13 protein-coding genes and 1 tRNA gene are annotated in these 15,428 nt (G+C 42.2%); 12 read left to right on the top strand and 2 right to left on the bottom strand.

Going from position 1 to position 15,428, the window contains the following annotated elements; translation table 11 throughout:
* Nucleotide 1 precedes the first annotated feature (1 nt).
* The 10 genes from tuf (at nucleotide 2) to rpoC (ending at nucleotide 12,593) form a co-directional block, all read left to right on the top strand.
* Nucleotides 2-1,186, top strand: a complete 1,185-nt coding sequence (gene tuf, locus BSHG_RS01765) for an elongation factor Tu (RefSeq protein WP_005782155.1) — start codon at nucleotides 2-4, stop codon at nucleotides 1,184-1,186.
* Nucleotides 1,187-1,239: 53 nt separating this feature from the next.
* Nucleotides 1,240-1,312, top strand: a tRNA-Trp gene (locus BSHG_RS01770).
* Nucleotides 1,313-1,326: 14 nt separating this feature from the next.
* Entirely contained in the window at nucleotides 1,327-1,518 is a 192-nt protein-coding gene (secE, locus tag BSHG_RS22665) for a preprotein translocase subunit SecE (protein WP_005782157.1), read from the top strand.
* A gap of 16 nt (nucleotides 1,519-1,534) precedes the next feature.
* On the top strand, nucleotides 1,535-2,077 hold the full coding sequence (gene nusG, locus BSHG_RS01780; RefSeq protein WP_005782159.1) for a transcription termination/antitermination protein NusG: 543 nt from the start codon (nucleotides 1,535-1,537) through the stop codon (nucleotides 2,075-2,077).
* Between the two features lie 60 nt (nucleotides 2,078-2,137).
* Nucleotides 2,138-2,581 carry a 50S ribosomal protein L11 gene (gene rplK, locus BSHG_RS01785; RefSeq protein WP_008661412.1) on the top strand — a complete coding sequence of 148 codons (444 nt, stop codon included), beginning with the start codon at nucleotides 2,138-2,140 and terminating at the stop codon, nucleotides 2,579-2,581.
* A gap of 15 nt (nucleotides 2,582-2,596) precedes the next feature.
* A complete protein-coding gene (gene rplA / locus BSHG_RS01790) occupies nucleotides 2,597-3,295 on the top strand; it encodes a 50S ribosomal protein L1 (RefSeq protein WP_005782161.1) in 699 nt (232 codons plus the stop codon).
* A gap of 15 nt (nucleotides 3,296-3,310) precedes the next feature.
* Nucleotides 3,311-3,823, top strand: coding sequence for a 50S ribosomal protein L10 (gene rplJ, locus BSHG_RS01795; protein WP_005791518.1), 513 nt, complete (start codon nucleotides 3,311-3,313; stop codon nucleotides 3,821-3,823).
* Nucleotides 3,824-3,871: 48 nt separating this feature from the next.
* Complete coding sequence (gene rplL, locus BSHG_RS01800; RefSeq protein ID WP_005782165.1) at nucleotides 3,872-4,246, top strand: 50S ribosomal protein L7/L12; 375 nt, start codon at nucleotides 3,872-3,874, stop codon at nucleotides 4,244-4,246.
* 104 nt (nucleotides 4,247-4,350) lie between these two features.
* A complete protein-coding gene (rpoB, locus tag BSHG_RS01805; RefSeq protein WP_005791521.1) occupies nucleotides 4,351-8,163 on the top strand; it encodes a DNA-directed RNA polymerase subunit beta in 3,813 nt (1,270 codons plus the stop codon).
* 146 nt (nucleotides 8,164-8,309) lie between these two features.
* The gene (gene rpoC / locus BSHG_RS01810; protein WP_008661409.1) at nucleotides 8,310-12,593 is read left to right on the top strand and encodes a DNA-directed RNA polymerase subunit beta'; all 4,284 of its coding nucleotides are present in this window, start codon (nucleotides 8,310-8,312) and stop codon (nucleotides 12,591-12,593) included.
* Between the two features lie 74 nt (nucleotides 12,594-12,667).
* Here rpoC and BSHG_RS01815 read toward each other — a convergent pair whose 3' ends face one another.
* Nucleotides 12,668-13,804 carry an acyltransferase gene (locus BSHG_RS01815; RefSeq protein ID WP_008661407.1) on the bottom strand — a complete coding sequence of 379 codons (1,137 nt, stop codon included), beginning with the start codon at nucleotides 13,802-13,804 and terminating at the stop codon, nucleotides 12,668-12,670.
* 129 nt (nucleotides 13,805-13,933) lie between these two features.
* Nucleotides 13,934-14,443 carry a hypothetical protein gene (locus tag BSHG_RS01820; RefSeq protein ID WP_008661406.1) on the bottom strand — a complete coding sequence of 170 codons (510 nt, stop codon included), beginning with the start codon at nucleotides 14,441-14,443 and terminating at the stop codon, nucleotides 13,934-13,936.
* Nucleotides 14,444-14,634: 191 nt separating this feature from the next.
* Here BSHG_RS01820 and BSHG_RS01825 point away from each other — a divergent pair, with 191 nt between their 5' ends.
* On the top strand, nucleotides 14,635-14,880 hold the full coding sequence (locus BSHG_RS01825) for a GlsB/YeaQ/YmgE family stress response membrane protein (protein ID WP_005791529.1): 246 nt from the start codon (nucleotides 14,635-14,637) through the stop codon (nucleotides 14,878-14,880).
* 62 nt (nucleotides 14,881-14,942) lie between these two features.
* The gene (locus BSHG_RS01830) at nucleotides 14,943-15,203 is read left to right on the top strand and encodes a YtxH domain-containing protein (protein ID WP_005791531.1); all 261 of its coding nucleotides are present in this window, start codon (nucleotides 14,943-14,945) and stop codon (nucleotides 15,201-15,203) included.
* Nucleotides 15,204-15,428 lie beyond the last annotated feature (225 nt).

Below are 15,428 nucleotides of genomic sequence, written 5' to 3'. Positions count from 1 at the left end.
TATGGCTAAAGAGAAATTTGAACGTACCAAACCGCACGTAAACATTGGTACAATCGGTCACGTTGACCACGGTAAAACCACTTTGACTGCTGCTATCACTACTGTGTTGGCAAAGAAAGGTCTTTCTGAACTTCGTTCTTTCGATTCTATCGATAATGCTCCTGAAGAAAAAGAAAGAGGTATTACTATCAATACTTCACACGTTGAGTATGAAACTGCTAACCGTCACTACGCACACGTTGACTGTCCGGGTCACGCTGACTACGTAAAGAACATGGTTACTGGTGCTGCTCAGATGGACGGTGCTATCATTGTAGTTGCTGCTACTGATGGTCCGATGCCTCAGACTCGTGAGCACATCCTTTTGGCTCGTCAGGTAAACGTTCCGAAGCTGGTTGTATTCATGAACAAGTGCGATATGGTTGAAGATGCTGAGATGTTGGAACTTGTTGAAATGGAAATGAGAGAATTGCTTTCATTCTATGATTTCGACGGTGACAATACTCCGATCATTCAGGGTTCTGCTCTTGGTGCATTGAACGGCGTAGAAAAATGGGAAGACAAAGTAATGGAACTGATGGAAGCTGTTGATACTTGGATTCCACTGCCTCCGCGCGATGTTGATAAACCTTTCTTGATGCCGGTAGAAGACGTGTTCTCTATCACAGGTCGTGGTACTGTAGCTACAGGTCGTATCGAAACTGGTGTTATCCATGTAGGTGATGAAATCGAAATCCTCGGTTTGGGTGAAGATAAGAAATCAGTTGTAACAGGTGTTGAAATGTTCCGCAAACTTCTGGATCAGGGTGAAGCTGGTGACAACGTAGGTCTGTTGCTTCGTGGTGTTGACAAGAACGAAATCAAACGTGGTATGGTTCTTTGTAAACCGGGTCAGATTAAACCTCACTCTAAATTCAAAGCAGAGGTTTATATCCTGAAGAAAGAAGAAGGTGGTCGTCACACTCCATTCCATAACAAATATCGTCCTCAGTTCTATCTGCGTACTATGGACTGTACAGGTGAAATCACTCTTCCGGAAGGAACTGAAATGGTAATGCCGGGTGATAACGTAACTATCACTGTAGAGTTGATCTATCCGGTTGCACTGAACATCGGTCTTCGTTTCGCTATCCGCGAAGGTGGACGTACAGTAGGTGCTGGTCAGATTACTGAAATTATCGACTAAAACCAAATATTAATCAGTTCCCGGTAGTAATATCGGGAACTGATTATGTACAAACGGGAGTAGCTCAGTTGGTAGAGCACCGGTCTCCAAAACCGGGTGTCGGGAGTTCGAGCCTCTCCTCCCGTGCTAATATTTATGAAATGAAAAAAGTAGTAGCTTATATTAAAGAATCTTACGACGAACTTGTTCATAAAGTGTCGTGGCCTACGTATTCAGAACTAACTAACAGTGCGGTAGTTGTTTTATATGCTTCCCTGCTTATCGCATTGGTAGTGTTCGCGATGGACTTCTGTTTCCAGAATTTTATGGAAAAAATAATTTATCCACATTAAAAAGAGAGGAATTACGATGTCTGAGATTGAAAAGAAATGGTACGTTTTGCGTGCTATTAGCGGAAAAGAAGCTAAGGTGAAAGAGTATCTTGAAGCTGATATTAAAAACAGCGACCTTGGCGAATATGTGTCTCAGGTATTGATTCCTACCGAAAAGGTATATCAGGTTCGCAATGGTAAGAAAATTGTGAAAGAAAGAAGTTATCTTCCTGGTTACGTTTTGGTGGAGGCTGCTTTGGTTGGTGAGGTTTCTCACCATCTGAGAAATACTCCTAATGTGATAGGTTTCTTGGGAGGTTCCGATAAACCGGTTCCCCTCAGACAGTCGGAAGTGAATCGTATACTTGGTACAGTGGATGAACTGCAAGAAACGGGTGAAGACTTAAATGTTCCGTATATTGTAGGCGAAACTGTAAAGGTTACTTTTGGTCCTTTTAGCGGATTCAGTGGCATCATTGAAGAAGTTAATAGTGAAAAAAAGAAACTGAAGGTCATGGTAAAGATATTCGGGCGCAAGACGCCGCTTGAATTAGGCTTTATGCAAGTGGAAAAGGAATAACGCAGAATTGTTACGCTGTAGTTGTCCTTCGTTTAATGTTATATATAAATTAATAAAAAAATGGCTAAAGAAGTTGCTGGACTAATCAAATTACAGATTAAAGGAGGCGCGGCAAACCCATCACCTCCCGTTGGACCTGCATTAGGTTCTAAGGGAATCAACATCATGGAGTTTTGCAAGCAATTCAACGCCAGAACCCAAGACAAAGCAGGTAAGATTTTACCTGTTATCATTACTTACTACGCAGATAAGTCTTTCGATTTTGTAATCAAGACTCCTCCCGTTGCCATTCAGTTGCTTGAAGTGGCTAAGGTAAAGAGTGGTTCTGCTGAGCCTAACCGTAAGAAAGTTGCCGAGATTACTTGGGAACAGGTTCGTGCGATTGCTCAGGACAAAATGGTTGACTTGAACTGTTTTACTGTGGAAGCTGCCATGAGAATGGTTGCAGGTACAGCTAGAAGTATGGGTATCGCTGTAAAAGGGGAGTTCCCGGTTAATAATTAATAAACTTCAATTGTAATGGGTAAACTGACAAAAAATCAAAAGTTAGCTGCAGGAAAAATTGAAGCAGGGAAAGCATACTCACTGAAAGAAGCTGCATCTTTGGTAAAGGAAATCACTTTTACTAAGTTTGATGCTTCATTAGATATTGATGTACGTTTAGGTGTTGATCCACGTAAAGCAAACCAAATGGTGAGAGGTGTCGTTTCACTTCCTCACGGTACTGGAAAGCAAGTACGTGTATTGGTACTTTGTACACCGGATGCTGAAGCTGCTGCAAAAGAAGCTGGTGCTGACTATGTTGGTCTTGACGAATATATTGAAAAGATCAAAGGTGGATGGACTGATATTGATGTGATTATCACTATGCCATCTATCATGGGTAAAATTGGTGCACTCGGTCGTGTACTCGGTCCTCGTGGATTGATGCCGAACCCGAAGAGTGGTACCGTAACTATGGATGTTGCTAAAGCTGTAAGAGAAGTAAAACAAGGCAAGATTGACTTCAAAGTTGATAAGAGCGGTATTGTTCATACTTCAATTGGTAAGGTTTCATTCACTGCAGAGCAGATTCGCGACAACGCGAAAGAATTCATCTCTACATTGAATAAGTTGAAACCGACTGCAGCCAAGGGTACATATATTAAGAGTATTTATCTTTCTAGTACAATGAGTGCGGGTATCAAAATTGACCCGAAATCAGTAGAGGAAATCTAATAAAACAGAGTAACAATGAGAAAGGAAGATAAAAATACGATTATTGAGCAGATTGCTGCTACAGTACAGGAATATGGTCACTTCTATTTGGTAGATACAACAGCTATGAATGCTGCTGCAACAAGTGAATTGAGAAGAGCTTGTTTCAAGGCTGACATCAAATTGATGGTAGTCAAGAATACATTGCTTCATAAAGCACTTGAAAGCATTGAAGGTGATTTCTCTCCTCTTTACGATTCTTTGAAAGGTACAACAGCTGTGATGTTTTGCAATGTTGCAAACGCACCTGCTAAACTGATCAAGGATAAATCTAAAGATGGTATTCCGGGACTGAAAGCCGCATACGCAGAAGAAAGCTTCTATGTTGGTGCTGACCAGTTGGATGCTCTCGTAGCTATTAAGAGTAAAAATGAAGTTATTGCCGATATCGTTGCCCTGTTGCAATCACCGGCCAAGAATGTTATTTCTGCTCTTCAATCAGGTGGCAACACCCTTCACGGAGTTCTCAAAACTCTTGGTGAAAGATAATTATAACACATTTTATTTAGTAAATTAAACATTAAAATCATACAAAAAATGGCAGATTTGAAAGCTTTTGCAGAACAATTAGTTAACTTGACAGTAAAAGAAGTTAATGAACTTGCAACTATCCTTAAAGAAGAATATGGTATTGAACCTGCTGCTGCAGCTGTAGCTGTTGCTGCTGGTCCTGCAGCTGGTGCTGCTGCCGCAGAAGAAAAATCTTCTTTCGACGTAGTATTGAAGAGCGCTGGTGCAGCTAAACTTCAGGTTGTTAAGGCCGTTAAAGAAGCTTGTGGTCTTGGCTTGAAAGAAGCTAAGGACATGGTAGACGGTGCTCCTAGTGTAGTAAAAGAAGGTTTGGCTAAAGACGAAGCAGAATCATTGAAGAAAACATTGGAAGAAGCTGGAGCTGAAGTTGAACTTAAATAACATTAGCCTGGTTATCAGGTAATTCGGTTAAGAATCCTTCACAAGAGGATTCTTAACCTTTTTGTGTATATATTTAAAATTAAGTTCTCCAAATTCATTGACAGATGTCTTCAAATACTGTAAATCAAAGAGTTAATTTTGCTTCGACTAAGAATCCGCTTGAATATCCGGATTTCCTGGAAGTACAATTGAAGTCATTCCAAGACTTTCTACAACTAGATACCCCACCTGAGAAGCGTAAAAAAGAGGGATTGTATAAAGTATTTGCCGAAAACTTCCCAATTGCCGACACAAGAAACAATTTTGTTCTTGAGTTTCTGGACTATTATATTGATCCGCCGCGCTATACCATTGATGATTGTATAGAGCGTGGGCTCACATATAGTGTTCCATTGAAAGCGAAACTCAAGCTTTACTGTACAGACCCCGACCATGAGGATTTCGATACAGTGATTCAAGATGTGTTCCTTGGTCCTATACCTTACATGACTGACAAGGCAACTTTTGTCATCAATGGTGCTGAGCGTGTAGTTGTGTCGCAGCTTCACCGTTCTCCGGGCGTATTCTTCGGTCAGAGTGTACATGCTAATGGTACAAAGTTGTACTCAGCCCGTATCATCCCGTTTAAGGGATCATGGATTGAGTTCGCTACCGATATTAACAACGTAATGTACGCTTATATTGATCGTAAGAAGAAATTGCCTGTTACTACGCTGTTAAGAGCTATCGGCTTTGAGAACGACAAGGACATTCTTGAGATTTTTAACCTGGCTGAAGATGTGAAGGTTAATAAGACTAATCTCAAGAAGGTAGTAGGTCGTAAACTGGCTGCGCGTGTCTTGAAAACCTGGATTGAAGATTTCGTTGATGAAGATACCGGTGAAGTTGTTTCTATTGAACGTAATGAAGTCATTATCGACCGTGAAACAGTAATCGAACCGGAACATATAGATGAAATAATTGACTCGGGCGTTCAAAACATCCTTATTCACAAGGAAGAACCGAACCAGTCCGACTACTCTATTATATATAATACCCTTCAGAAGGACCCGAGTAACTCGGAAAAGGAGGCTGTGCTTTATATCTACCGTCAGTTGCGTAATGCAGACCCTGCCGATGATGCCAGTGCCCGTGAAGTTATTAATAACCTGTTCTTCTCTGAAAAACGGTATGACCTTGGTGATGTAGGTCGTTATAGAATCAATAAGAAATTGAACCTGACGACAGACATGGACGTGCGTGTCCTCACTAAAGAAGATATTATCGAGATCATCAAATATCTGATTGAGCTGATTAACTCAAAAGCAGATGTAGATGATATCGACCACTTGAGCAACCGTCGCGTACGTACTGTAGGCGAACAGTTGTCCAATCAGTTCGCTGTCGGTTTGGCACGTATGTCACGTACCATCCGCGAACGAATGAACGTTCGTGACAATGAGGTGTTTACTCCGATTGACCTGATCAATGCGAAGACTATTTCTTCTGTGATCAATTCATTCTTCGGAACTAACGCATTGTCACAGTTTATGGACCAGACAAACCCGTTGGCTGAAATCACTCACAAACGTCGTATGTCTGCTCTTGGTCCTGGTGGTTTGTCTCGTGAACGTGCCGGATTTGAGGTTCGTGACGTTCACTATACACACTACGGACGCCTTTGTCCGATTGAAACACCGGAAGGTCCGAATATCGGTTTGATTTCGTCACTTTGTGTGTTTGCCAAGATCAATGATCTCGGCTTTATTGAAACTCCTTACCGTAAGGTAGATAACGGAAAGGTAGATCTGTCTGAGAACGGACTCGTTTACCTGACGGCTGAGGAAGAAGAAGCTAAGATCATAGCACAGGGTAATGCTCCGTTGAATGATGACGGTACATTTATCCGTAATAAGGTTAAGTCTCGTCAGGATGCCGATTATCCGGTTGTAGAACCTTCGGAAGTAGAGTTGATGGATGTTGCTCCTCAACAGATTGCTTCTATCGCTGCATCTTTGATTCCCTTCCTTGAACATGATGACGCTAACCGTGCGTTGATGGGATCGAACATGATGCGTCAGGCTGTTCCTTTGCTGAGAAGCGAAGCTCCAATCGTAGGTACAGGTATTGAACGCCAGCTGGTACGTGATTCACGTACTCAGATTGCTGCCGAAGGTGATGGAGTGATTGATTTTGTAGATGCTACTACTATTCGTATTCTATACGATCGTACAGAAGATGAAGAGTTTGTAAGTTTTGAGCCGGCATTAAAAGAATATAGAATACCGAAGTTCCGTAAAACGAACCAGAATATGACAATCGACCTTCGGCCAACTTGCAATAAAGGTGATCGTGTGACGAAAGGTCAGATTCTGACAGAAGGTTATTCTACTGAAAATGGAGAACTCGCTTTGGGTAAGAATCTATTGGTTGCTTACATGCCTTGGAAAGGTTATAATTACGAGGATGCTATCGTGTTGAATGAACGTGTGGTTCGTGAAGACTTGCTGACTTCAGTACACGTAGAAGAGTATTCACTCGAAGTTCGTGAAACCAAGCGAGGAATGGAAGAGTTGACTTCTGATATTCCTAACGTGAGTGAGGAAGCCACTAAGGATTTGGACGAGAATGGTATCGTACGTGTCGGTGCACGTATTCAGCCGGGTGATATATTGATTGGTAAGATTACACCGAAAGGTGAATCTGATCCTTCTCCGGAAGAAAAATTGCTTCGTGCTATCTTTGGTGATAAAGCCGGTGATGTGAAAGATGCTTCTTTGAAAGCATCTCCTTCTCTGAAGGGGGTAATTATTGATAAGAAACTGTTCTCACGTGTCATCAAGAATCGTAGTTCTAAGTTGGCTGATAAGGCGTTGCTTCCGAAAATTGACGATGAATTTGAGTCTAAGGTAGCTGACTTGAAACGTATCTTGGTAAAGAAATTGATGGTATTGACAGAAGGAAAGGTATCTCAGGGCGTGAAAGACTACTTGGGAGCTGAAGTCATAGCTAAAGGCTCTAAGTTTAGTGCTTCTGACTTCGATTCACTTGATTTCACTGCGATTCAGCTGAGCGACTGGACCAATGATGATCATGCGAATGGTATGATTCGTGACTTGATCCTGAACTTTATCAAGAAGTACAAAGAACTTGATGCTGAACTGAAGCGTAAAAAGTTCGCTATCACAATTGGTGATGAACTGCCTGCAGGTATCATTCAGATGGCGAAAGTATATATTGCTAAAAAACGTAAGATTGGTGTAGGTGATAAGATGGCCGGACGTCACGGTAATAAAGGTATTGTGTCACGTGTTGTTCGTCAAGAAGACATGCCGTTCCTTGAAGATGGAACTCCGGTAGACATTGTATTGAACCCGTTGGGTGTGCCTTCTCGTATGAATATCGGTCAGATTTTTGAGGCTGTTCTCGGACGTGCCGGAAAGAATTTGGGTGTGAAGTTCGCTACGCCGATTTTTGACGGTGCAACTTTGGATGACTTGAACGAGTGGACAGACAAAGCCGGTCTACCACGCTATTGCAAAACTTATCTTTGTGATGGTGGTACAGGCGAACGCTTTGACCAACCAGCAACCGTAGGTGTTACCTATATGTTGAAACTCGGTCACATGGTTGAAGACAAGATGCACGCACGTTCTATCGGACCATACTCATTGATTACTCAGCAACCTCTTGGTGGTAAAGCTCAGTTTGGTGGTCAGCGTTTCGGAGAGATGGAGGTTTGGGCACTCGAAGGTTTCGGTGCATCGCATATTCTCCAGGAGATTCTGACAATCAAGTCGGACGACGTTGTTGGACGTTCTAAGGCTTACGAAGCCATTGTAAAGGGCGAACCCATGCCACAGCCGGGTATTCCGGAATCTCTGAACGTGTTGTTGCACGAATTAAGAGGATTGGGCCTGAGCATCAATTTGGAATAATGAACTAATGTGCCAATATGCCAATGTATCGATCAAGGTACATTGGCTGTGGCATTTCATAATTAGCATATTTTCTTATTGGCACATTGGCATCAGCCAATCGGCACATTATTTAGTTAATTAGCATATTATATAATTATAAAAGTATGGCTTTTAGAAAAGAAAATAAGATCAAGAGCAATTTCTCGAAAATCTCTATCGGTTTGGCTTCTCCGGAAGAAATCCTTGAGAATTCGAGTGGTGAAGTATTAAAGCCTGAAACCATCAACTATCGTACATACAAACCTGAGCGTGACGGTTTGTTCTGCGAGCGTATCTTCGGCCCGATCAAAGACTACGAATGCCATTGCGGTAAATATAAACGCATCCGTTATAAAGGTATTGTCTGCGACCGTTGTGGTGTAGAAGTTACTGAAAAGAAAGTACGTCGCGAACGTATGGGACATATCCAGCTTGTCGTGCCTGTAGCTCACATCTGGTATTTCCGTTCGCTGCCTAATAAGATCGGTTATTTGTTGGGACTCCCCACCAAGAAACTCGATTCTATCATTTACTACGAACGCTATGTTGTCATTCAGCCGGGTGTGAAAGCTGAAGACGGTATCGCCGAATTTGATCTGTTGTCAGAAGAAGAATACTTGGATATTCTTGATACTCTTCCTAAAGATAATCAGTATCTGGAAGATACAGACCCCAACAAGTTTATTGCTAAAATGGGAGCCGAAGCGATCTATGATCTGCTTGCCCGTCTCGATCTTGATGCATTATCCTATGAGTTGCGTCACCGTGCCGGAAATGATGCTTCGCAACAGCGTAAGAATGAGGCTTTGAAGCGTCTTCAGGTGGTAGAATCATTCCGTGCATCACGTGGACGGAATAAACCTGAATGGATGATTGTACGTATTGTACCGGTAATTCCGCCCGAACTTCGTCCGTTGGTTCCGTTGGATGGAGGGCGTTTCGCTACATCCGATTTGAACGATCTTTATCGTCGTGTGATTATCCGTAACAATCGTTTGAAACGATTGATTGAGATTAAGGCTCCCGAGGTGATTCTCCGTAACGAGAAACGTATGCTTCAGGAATCTGTCGATTCACTGTTTGATAATTCACGTAAATCCAGTGCAGTTAAGACTGATGCCAACCGCCCGTTGAAGTCTTTGTCTGACAGCCTGAAAGGTAAGCAAGGACGTTTCCGTCAAAACTTGCTGGGTAAACGCGTTGACTATTCGGCCCGTTCGGTAATTGTTGTTGGCCCGGAGTTGAGAATGCATGAATGTGGTATTCCTAAGCTGATGGCTGCCGAACTGTACAAGCCGTTCATTATCCGTAAGTTGATCGAGCGAGGTATCGTAAAGACTGTGAAGTCTGCTAAGAAGATCGTGGACCGTAAGGAGCCGGTGATCTGGGATATTCTTGAACACGTAATGAAAGGTCATCCAGTATTGTTGAACCGTGCTCCGACACTTCACCGTTTGGGTATTCAGGCTTTCCAGCCTAAGATGATCGAAGGTAAAGCTATCCAATTGCATCCGTTGGCATGTACAGCGTTCAATGCCGACTTTGATGGTGACCAGATGGCTGTTCACTTGCCTTTGAGCAATGAGGCAGTACTTGAAGCACAAATGTTGATGCTGGCTTCTCACAATATTCTGAATCCTGCAAATGGTGCTCCTATTACCGTTCCTTCACAGGATATGGTGCTTGGTTTGTACTATATCACCAAACTCCGTAAAGGCGCCAAAGGTGAGGGACTCACATTCTATGGACCCGAAGAAGCGTTGATAGCTTACAATGAAGGTAAAGTAGATATTCACGCTCCGGTGAAGGTTATCGTAAAAGACCTTGACGAAAATGGAAATATCGTTGATGTAATGCGTGAGACTTCAGTAGGTCGTGTAATTGTGAACGAAATTGTTCCGCCTGAAGTCGGATACATCAATACTATTATTTCAAAGAAATCATTGCGTGACATTATTAGTGCTGTAATCAAAGCTTGTGGTGTTGCTCGGACTGCTGACTTCCTTGATGGAATTAAAAATTTAGGCTACAAGATGGCCTTTCAGGGTGGTCTGTCATTCAACTTGGGTGATATCATTATCCCGAAAGAGAAAGAGACACTCGTTCAGAGAGGTTATGAAGAGGTAGAGCAGGTGATCAGTAACTATAATATGGGTTTCATCACCAATAATGAACGTTACAACCAGGTAATTGATATCTGGACACATGTAAACTCAGAATTGTCTAATATCTTGATGAAGACTATTTCTTCAGATGATCAGGGTTTCAACTCTGTGTACATGATGCTTGATTCCGGTGCCCGTGGTTCTAAAGAGCAGATCCGTCAGCTCTCCGGTATGCGTGGTTTGATGGCAAAACCGCAGAAGGCAGGTGCTGAAGGTGGTCAGATCATCGAGAATCCTATCTTGTCTAACTTTAAAGAGGGACTTTCTGTGTTGGAGTACTTTATCTCTACTCACGGTGCCCGTAAAGGTTTGGCCGATACCGCTTTGAAGACTGCCGATGCGGGATACTTGACTCGTCGTCTGGTTGACGTTTCGCATGATGTGATTATTAATGAAGAAGACTGCGGTACGCTTCGCGGACTGGTTTGTACTGACCTCAAGAACAATGACGAAGTTATTGCTACTCTGTACGAACGTATCCTCGGACGTGTATCCGTACACGATATTATTCATCCTCAGACCGGTGAATTACTGGTTGCCGGTGGTGAAGAAATTACAGAAGATATCGCCAAGAAGATTCAGGAATCTCCGATTGAAAGCGTTGAGATTCGTTCGGTATTGACTTGCGAATCGAAGAAGGGTGTTTGTGCGAAGTGCTACGGTCGTAACCTGGCTACGAACCATATGGTTCAGAAAGGTGAGGCTGTCGGTGTAATCGCTGCCCAGTCTATCGGTGAACCGGGTACACAGTTGACATTGCGTACATTCCATGCTGGTGGTACGGCTGCCAACATTGCGGCCAATGCAAGTATTGTTGCTAAAAATAATGCCCGTTTGGAATTTGAAGAACTCCGTACGGTAGATATTGTGGACGAAACTGGTGAGTCTGCCAAAGTGGTAGTAGGTCGTTTGGCTGAGGTTCGTTTCATTGATGTCAATACAGGCATTGTACTTTCTACCCATAACGTTCCTTACGGTTCTACACTTTATGTAGCCGATGGTGAAGTGGTAGAAAAAGGTAAACTGATTGCGAAATGGGATCCATTCAACGCTGTTATCATAACCGAAGCTACCGGTAAGATTGAGTTTGAGGGTGTCATTGAAAATGTTACTTATAAGATTGAATCGGATGAAGCGACCGGACTTCGAGAAATTATTATTATTGAGTCTAAAGATAAGACTAAAGTTCCTTCGGCCCACATCCTGACCGAAGATGGTGATCTTATCCGTACATATAATTTACCTGTAGGTGGACACGTAGTGATCGAAAACGGCCAAAAGGTGAAAGCAGGTGAGGTAATCGTTAAGATTCCGCGTGCTGTGGGTAAAGCCGGTGATATTACCGGTGGTCTTCCCCGTGTTACTGAGTTGTTTGAAGCACGTAACCCGTCGAATCCTGCCGTCGTATCCGAAATCGATGGAGAGGTTACTATGGGTAAAGTGAAACGCGGTAATCGCGAAATCATCGTTACGTCTAAGACCGGTGAAGTGAAGAAATACCTTGTTCCGCTGTCTAAGCAGATTCTGGTACAGGAGAATGACTACGTTCGTGCAGGTACTCCATTGTCCGATGGTGCTACGACTCCGGCTGATATTTTGGCTATTAAAGGTCCTACGGCTGTACAGGAATACATCGTGAATGAAGTTCAGGACGTATATCGTTTACAGGGTGTGAAGATCAATGATAAGCATTTTGAGATCATTGTTCGCCAGATGATGCGTAAAGTGACTATTGACGAACCGGGCGATACACGCTTCCTTGAACAGCAGGTAGTGGACAAACTCGAGTTCATGGAAGAGAACGACCGCATTTGGGGTAAGAAAGTGGTTGTAGATGCCGGAGATTCTGAAAACCTGAAAGCCGGTCAGATTGTCACAGCCCGCAAGTTGCGTGACGAAAACAGTATGCTGAAACGCCGTGACCTTAAACCGGTTGAGGTGCGTGATGCTGTTGCTGCAACTTCTACCCAGATTCTTCAGGGTATTACTCGTGCCGCATTGCAAACTTCAAGCTTCATGTCTGCCGCTTCTTTCCAGGAGACAACTAAGGTACTCAATGAGGCTGCTATCAATGGTAAGATAGATAAGTTGGAAGGTATGAAGGAGAATGTAATTTGCGGTCATCTGATTCCGGCCGGTACAGGTCTTCGCGAGTTTGACAAGATCATTGTAGGTTCTAAAGAAGAATACGATCGTATTCTGGCTAATAAGAAGACAGTGCTTGACTATAATGAAGTAGAATAATACATTCAATTGACTATAGCTGAAAAAGAGCAATTGCCGTAAAGGTGATTGCTCTTTTTTTAGTTTATGTTACGTTACCGGATGAAGCGATTGGTCAATTTGCTTTTTGACATTAGCCAAACGATGGCGTAACATGTCAGGAATACAATACAGGCCATACAAATAATTCGTACAGTATATGGCAGCAACTCTGTATCCAGTAAATCGTAAGCAATGAATACAAATACATAATGGCTCAGATAAATGCCGAATGCGAGTGATGCCATGTGTGATAACCTGTGGTTTGAAGGTACCTTTATCTTCTGTACGATTACAAAAACCGGGAAGGTCATCATAAATACGTTGATACCTGCAAAGTACCATACAATTTCCAGATAAGCATAATTTCCCGGGAAGTAATTTTGTGTGATGACGTACCCATAAGATGTGATCAGGTATCCTGTCAGAAACATTGGGATGGTAATACTCAATAGTTTCTTCCAACTCCATTTCAGTGGATATTTTGTGAGATAATAAGCTAGCAGAAGATATCCGATAAAACCGGAGAAATAATAAAAGGTACCATAGTCATTCCAGTCACATACTCCCCATAGACCCATATTCCCGTAATTGCCCTGATAGCCTAGTGCTGGAGCGAACATTTTTACATATGGAGCAATCAGGCTGATTCCCCAAATGCCTAAGAATAATTTTAGTTCCTTCTTTGAAACTTTTTCCAACCAACCGCTGATAATAGGCATTATCAAATATAACCCAATCAACATATAAAGATACCACAACGGGACTGTGTCAAAATTGAAATTAAATATAAATGTATATAGTTTGAACCATAAAGCTTCAAGACTGTGATCTGGCATCGAGATCAGTGGATTTTGAGTATCGGGATTGATATAGTTCAGATATATGAAATACAAAACAGGCAAGACCAGTGACCAGAAAATCATTGGAGGGATCAGGCGTCCTATCCTTTTCTTATAGAACGCTGCCATGTCGGTTTGTACGGGTAATAGCAATACCCCGGTCATCATAACAAAAATGGGAACACACGGGCGCATCAGGCTTCCCAAAAACACTCCTGTTAAGAACGATTCCCGATTGGCATCAAATTGGCCGATAAATGCATCGCAACTATGCGAGAAAACAACAAAGAAACAGGCGAGTACCCTTAACAGGTCAATCCAACCTATATTCTCTTTCTTTTTTAATTCCATGATATAATTGATTTAAATGTGTTAATGTGAAAAATGTACAATCTGTGCTGCTGTCATTATTATTAAATTCATTCTATTGCCTTTACTTTGTTCAGGTTGGGTAATGTGTTCCCCCCGATAGAAGCCGGTTTACTTTGGAGCGTCTTGGTTGAATGCGTCGGAAGCCTTGTTTTTGTATTGTGTATACCGTTCACGGAATGATAATGGCAATCGTCTTCTATGTTTGCGGTGAAATTTCTGATATGTGTTCTGGTGAATGATTTCTCTCCACTCGGACGGTTCCATATTACTTTTATGGAGTCCGATAATTATTCTGATAGAAATGGTATGAAATAATATATTTTTCCAAGTTGTTGCAAACTTCTCACTTGGGCTGCTATAGTGTAATGTTTCCGTGTCGAGTGTGATGCCTCCTTCATACGAAAAAGAAGTCGGGATCCTTTTTGCATTCACCGTCCGGTGAGATTGTGTGATGATTTCCCCTTCTGTGGACGAGGAGTAATTGGAATAGATTTCTTCCAGTAGTAACAGCTGTTTTTTAGTAAGCCGACAGAGCGCTCTAAGGAGCATGGGCAACAAACAGATTCCTTCGTCCGATATTTTAAATTGCTTTTTTATACTGTAATTAATATTTTTCATAGGCCTTAAGATTTTCTTTTGGACAAAGATAATCTCTTTTACCAAGTGTTACAATGTGTCTATTCGAAAAACAGATCAGATTTTACTGTTTTCAGCGTCCGGTTTATCAATAGTCGTTAATTCCCTCTTTATTTACCGAACATTCCTGTGCCTGCAGCGTTCCTATATCAAAACAATATAAATCAAGCATTATGAATTTTATCTGGTACATTTTGATAGGTATCCTTGCCGGTTATTTTGCCGGTAAGATAATGCGTGGAGGAGGATTCGGCCTTTTGGTCAATCTCTTATTAGGGATTATAGGCGGTGTGCTGGGCGGTTGGGTGTTTGCCCTTCTGGGACTGGCAGCAACCGGAATTATCGGTAGTCTGATTACTTCGGTTGTCGGCGCGATCTTATTTCTCTGGATAGCCTCCTTCTTCAGCCGCTCCCGATGAGGGGAGTATTTCTCGCAATGAGACAGTATCGTTTATTGTGGTTATATAAAAATTAATAGTTTATGGGAAGTGGAAATGCAAAATTCCTGGTAGGACTTGGAATCGGTTCTGCCATCGGTGCGCTGGTTTATCATTTTTCGCGCACGGCGAAAGCTAAAAAACTGAAAAATGATGTGTTCAATGCTCTTCATGAAATAGAGGCTGATGCCGAACTGGCAGTAGTCGAAGCAAAAGACAAAGCCGTGAAGGCTGGTGCCAAAGTAGCCGGAAAAGTAGCTGATAAAGCGACTGAGGTGAAAGAAAAATTGACACCTAACTCTTGATAGTGAGCGGTAGATAATGAACGGTGAACGGTAAATTGGAATACACTAATTAATGTATTGAGTTTATCGTTCGCTGCTTATTGTTGATTACCGCTTTTAATATAGCCTGAGATAATTTAAAATCCATTCCTGTTTTTTCTTCAAATATCTGCTTTTTCCAGATATTGATTAAAAAATGCTTTGGATTCAAATAAAAAATTGTTTTCGTATGCCTTGCATTCTATG

Origin of the sequence: Bacteroides sp. 3_2_5 (assembly GCF_000159855.2) — a bacterium.
Classification (GTDB): domain Bacteria; phylum Bacteroidota; class Bacteroidia; order Bacteroidales; family Bacteroidaceae; genus Bacteroides; species Bacteroides fragilis.
This window is presented reverse-complemented; position numbering and strand designations above follow the sequence as displayed.

Bases quoted from the DNA above. Each gene is read 5' to 3' on its own strand.
- BSHG_RS01820 (WP_008661406.1), bottom strand. From the start codon at position 14,443: ATGAAAAATATTAATTACAGTATAAAAAAGCAATTTAAAATATCGGAC.
- rplK (WP_008661412.1), top strand. From the start codon at position 2,138: ATGGCTAAAGAAGTTGCTGGACTAATCAAATTACAGATTAAAGGAGGC.
- tuf (WP_005782155.1), top strand. From the start codon at position 2: ATGGCTAAAGAGAAATTTGAACGTACCAAACCGCACGTAAACATTGGT.
- rpoB (WP_005791521.1), top strand. From the start codon at position 4,351: ATGTCTTCAAATACTGTAAATCAAAGAGTTAATTTTGCTTCGACTAAG.
- secE (WP_005782157.1), top strand. From the start codon at position 1,327: ATGAAAAAAGTAGTAGCTTATATTAAAGAATCTTACGACGAACTTGTT.
- BSHG_RS01830 (WP_005791531.1), top strand. From the start codon at position 14,943: ATGGGAAGTGGAAATGCAAAATTCCTGGTAGGACTTGGAATCGGTTCT.
- nusG (WP_005782159.1), top strand. From the start codon at position 1,535: ATGTCTGAGATTGAAAAGAAATGGTACGTTTTGCGTGCTATTAGCGGA.
- BSHG_RS01815 (WP_008661407.1), bottom strand. From the start codon at position 13,804: ATGGAATTAAAAAAGAAAGAGAATATAGGTTGGATTGACCTGTTAAGG.
- rpoC (WP_008661409.1), top strand. From the start codon at position 8,310: ATGGCTTTTAGAAAAGAAAATAAGATCAAGAGCAATTTCTCGAAAATC.
- rplJ (WP_005791518.1), top strand. From the start codon at position 3,311: ATGAGAAAGGAAGATAAAAATACGATTATTGAGCAGATTGCTGCTACA.
- rplA (WP_005782161.1), top strand. From the start codon at position 2,597: ATGGGTAAACTGACAAAAAATCAAAAGTTAGCTGCAGGAAAAATTGAA.
- BSHG_RS01825 (WP_005791529.1), top strand. From the start codon at position 14,635: ATGAATTTTATCTGGTACATTTTGATAGGTATCCTTGCCGGTTATTTT.
- rplL (WP_005782165.1), top strand. From the start codon at position 3,872: ATGGCAGATTTGAAAGCTTTTGCAGAACAATTAGTTAACTTGACAGTA.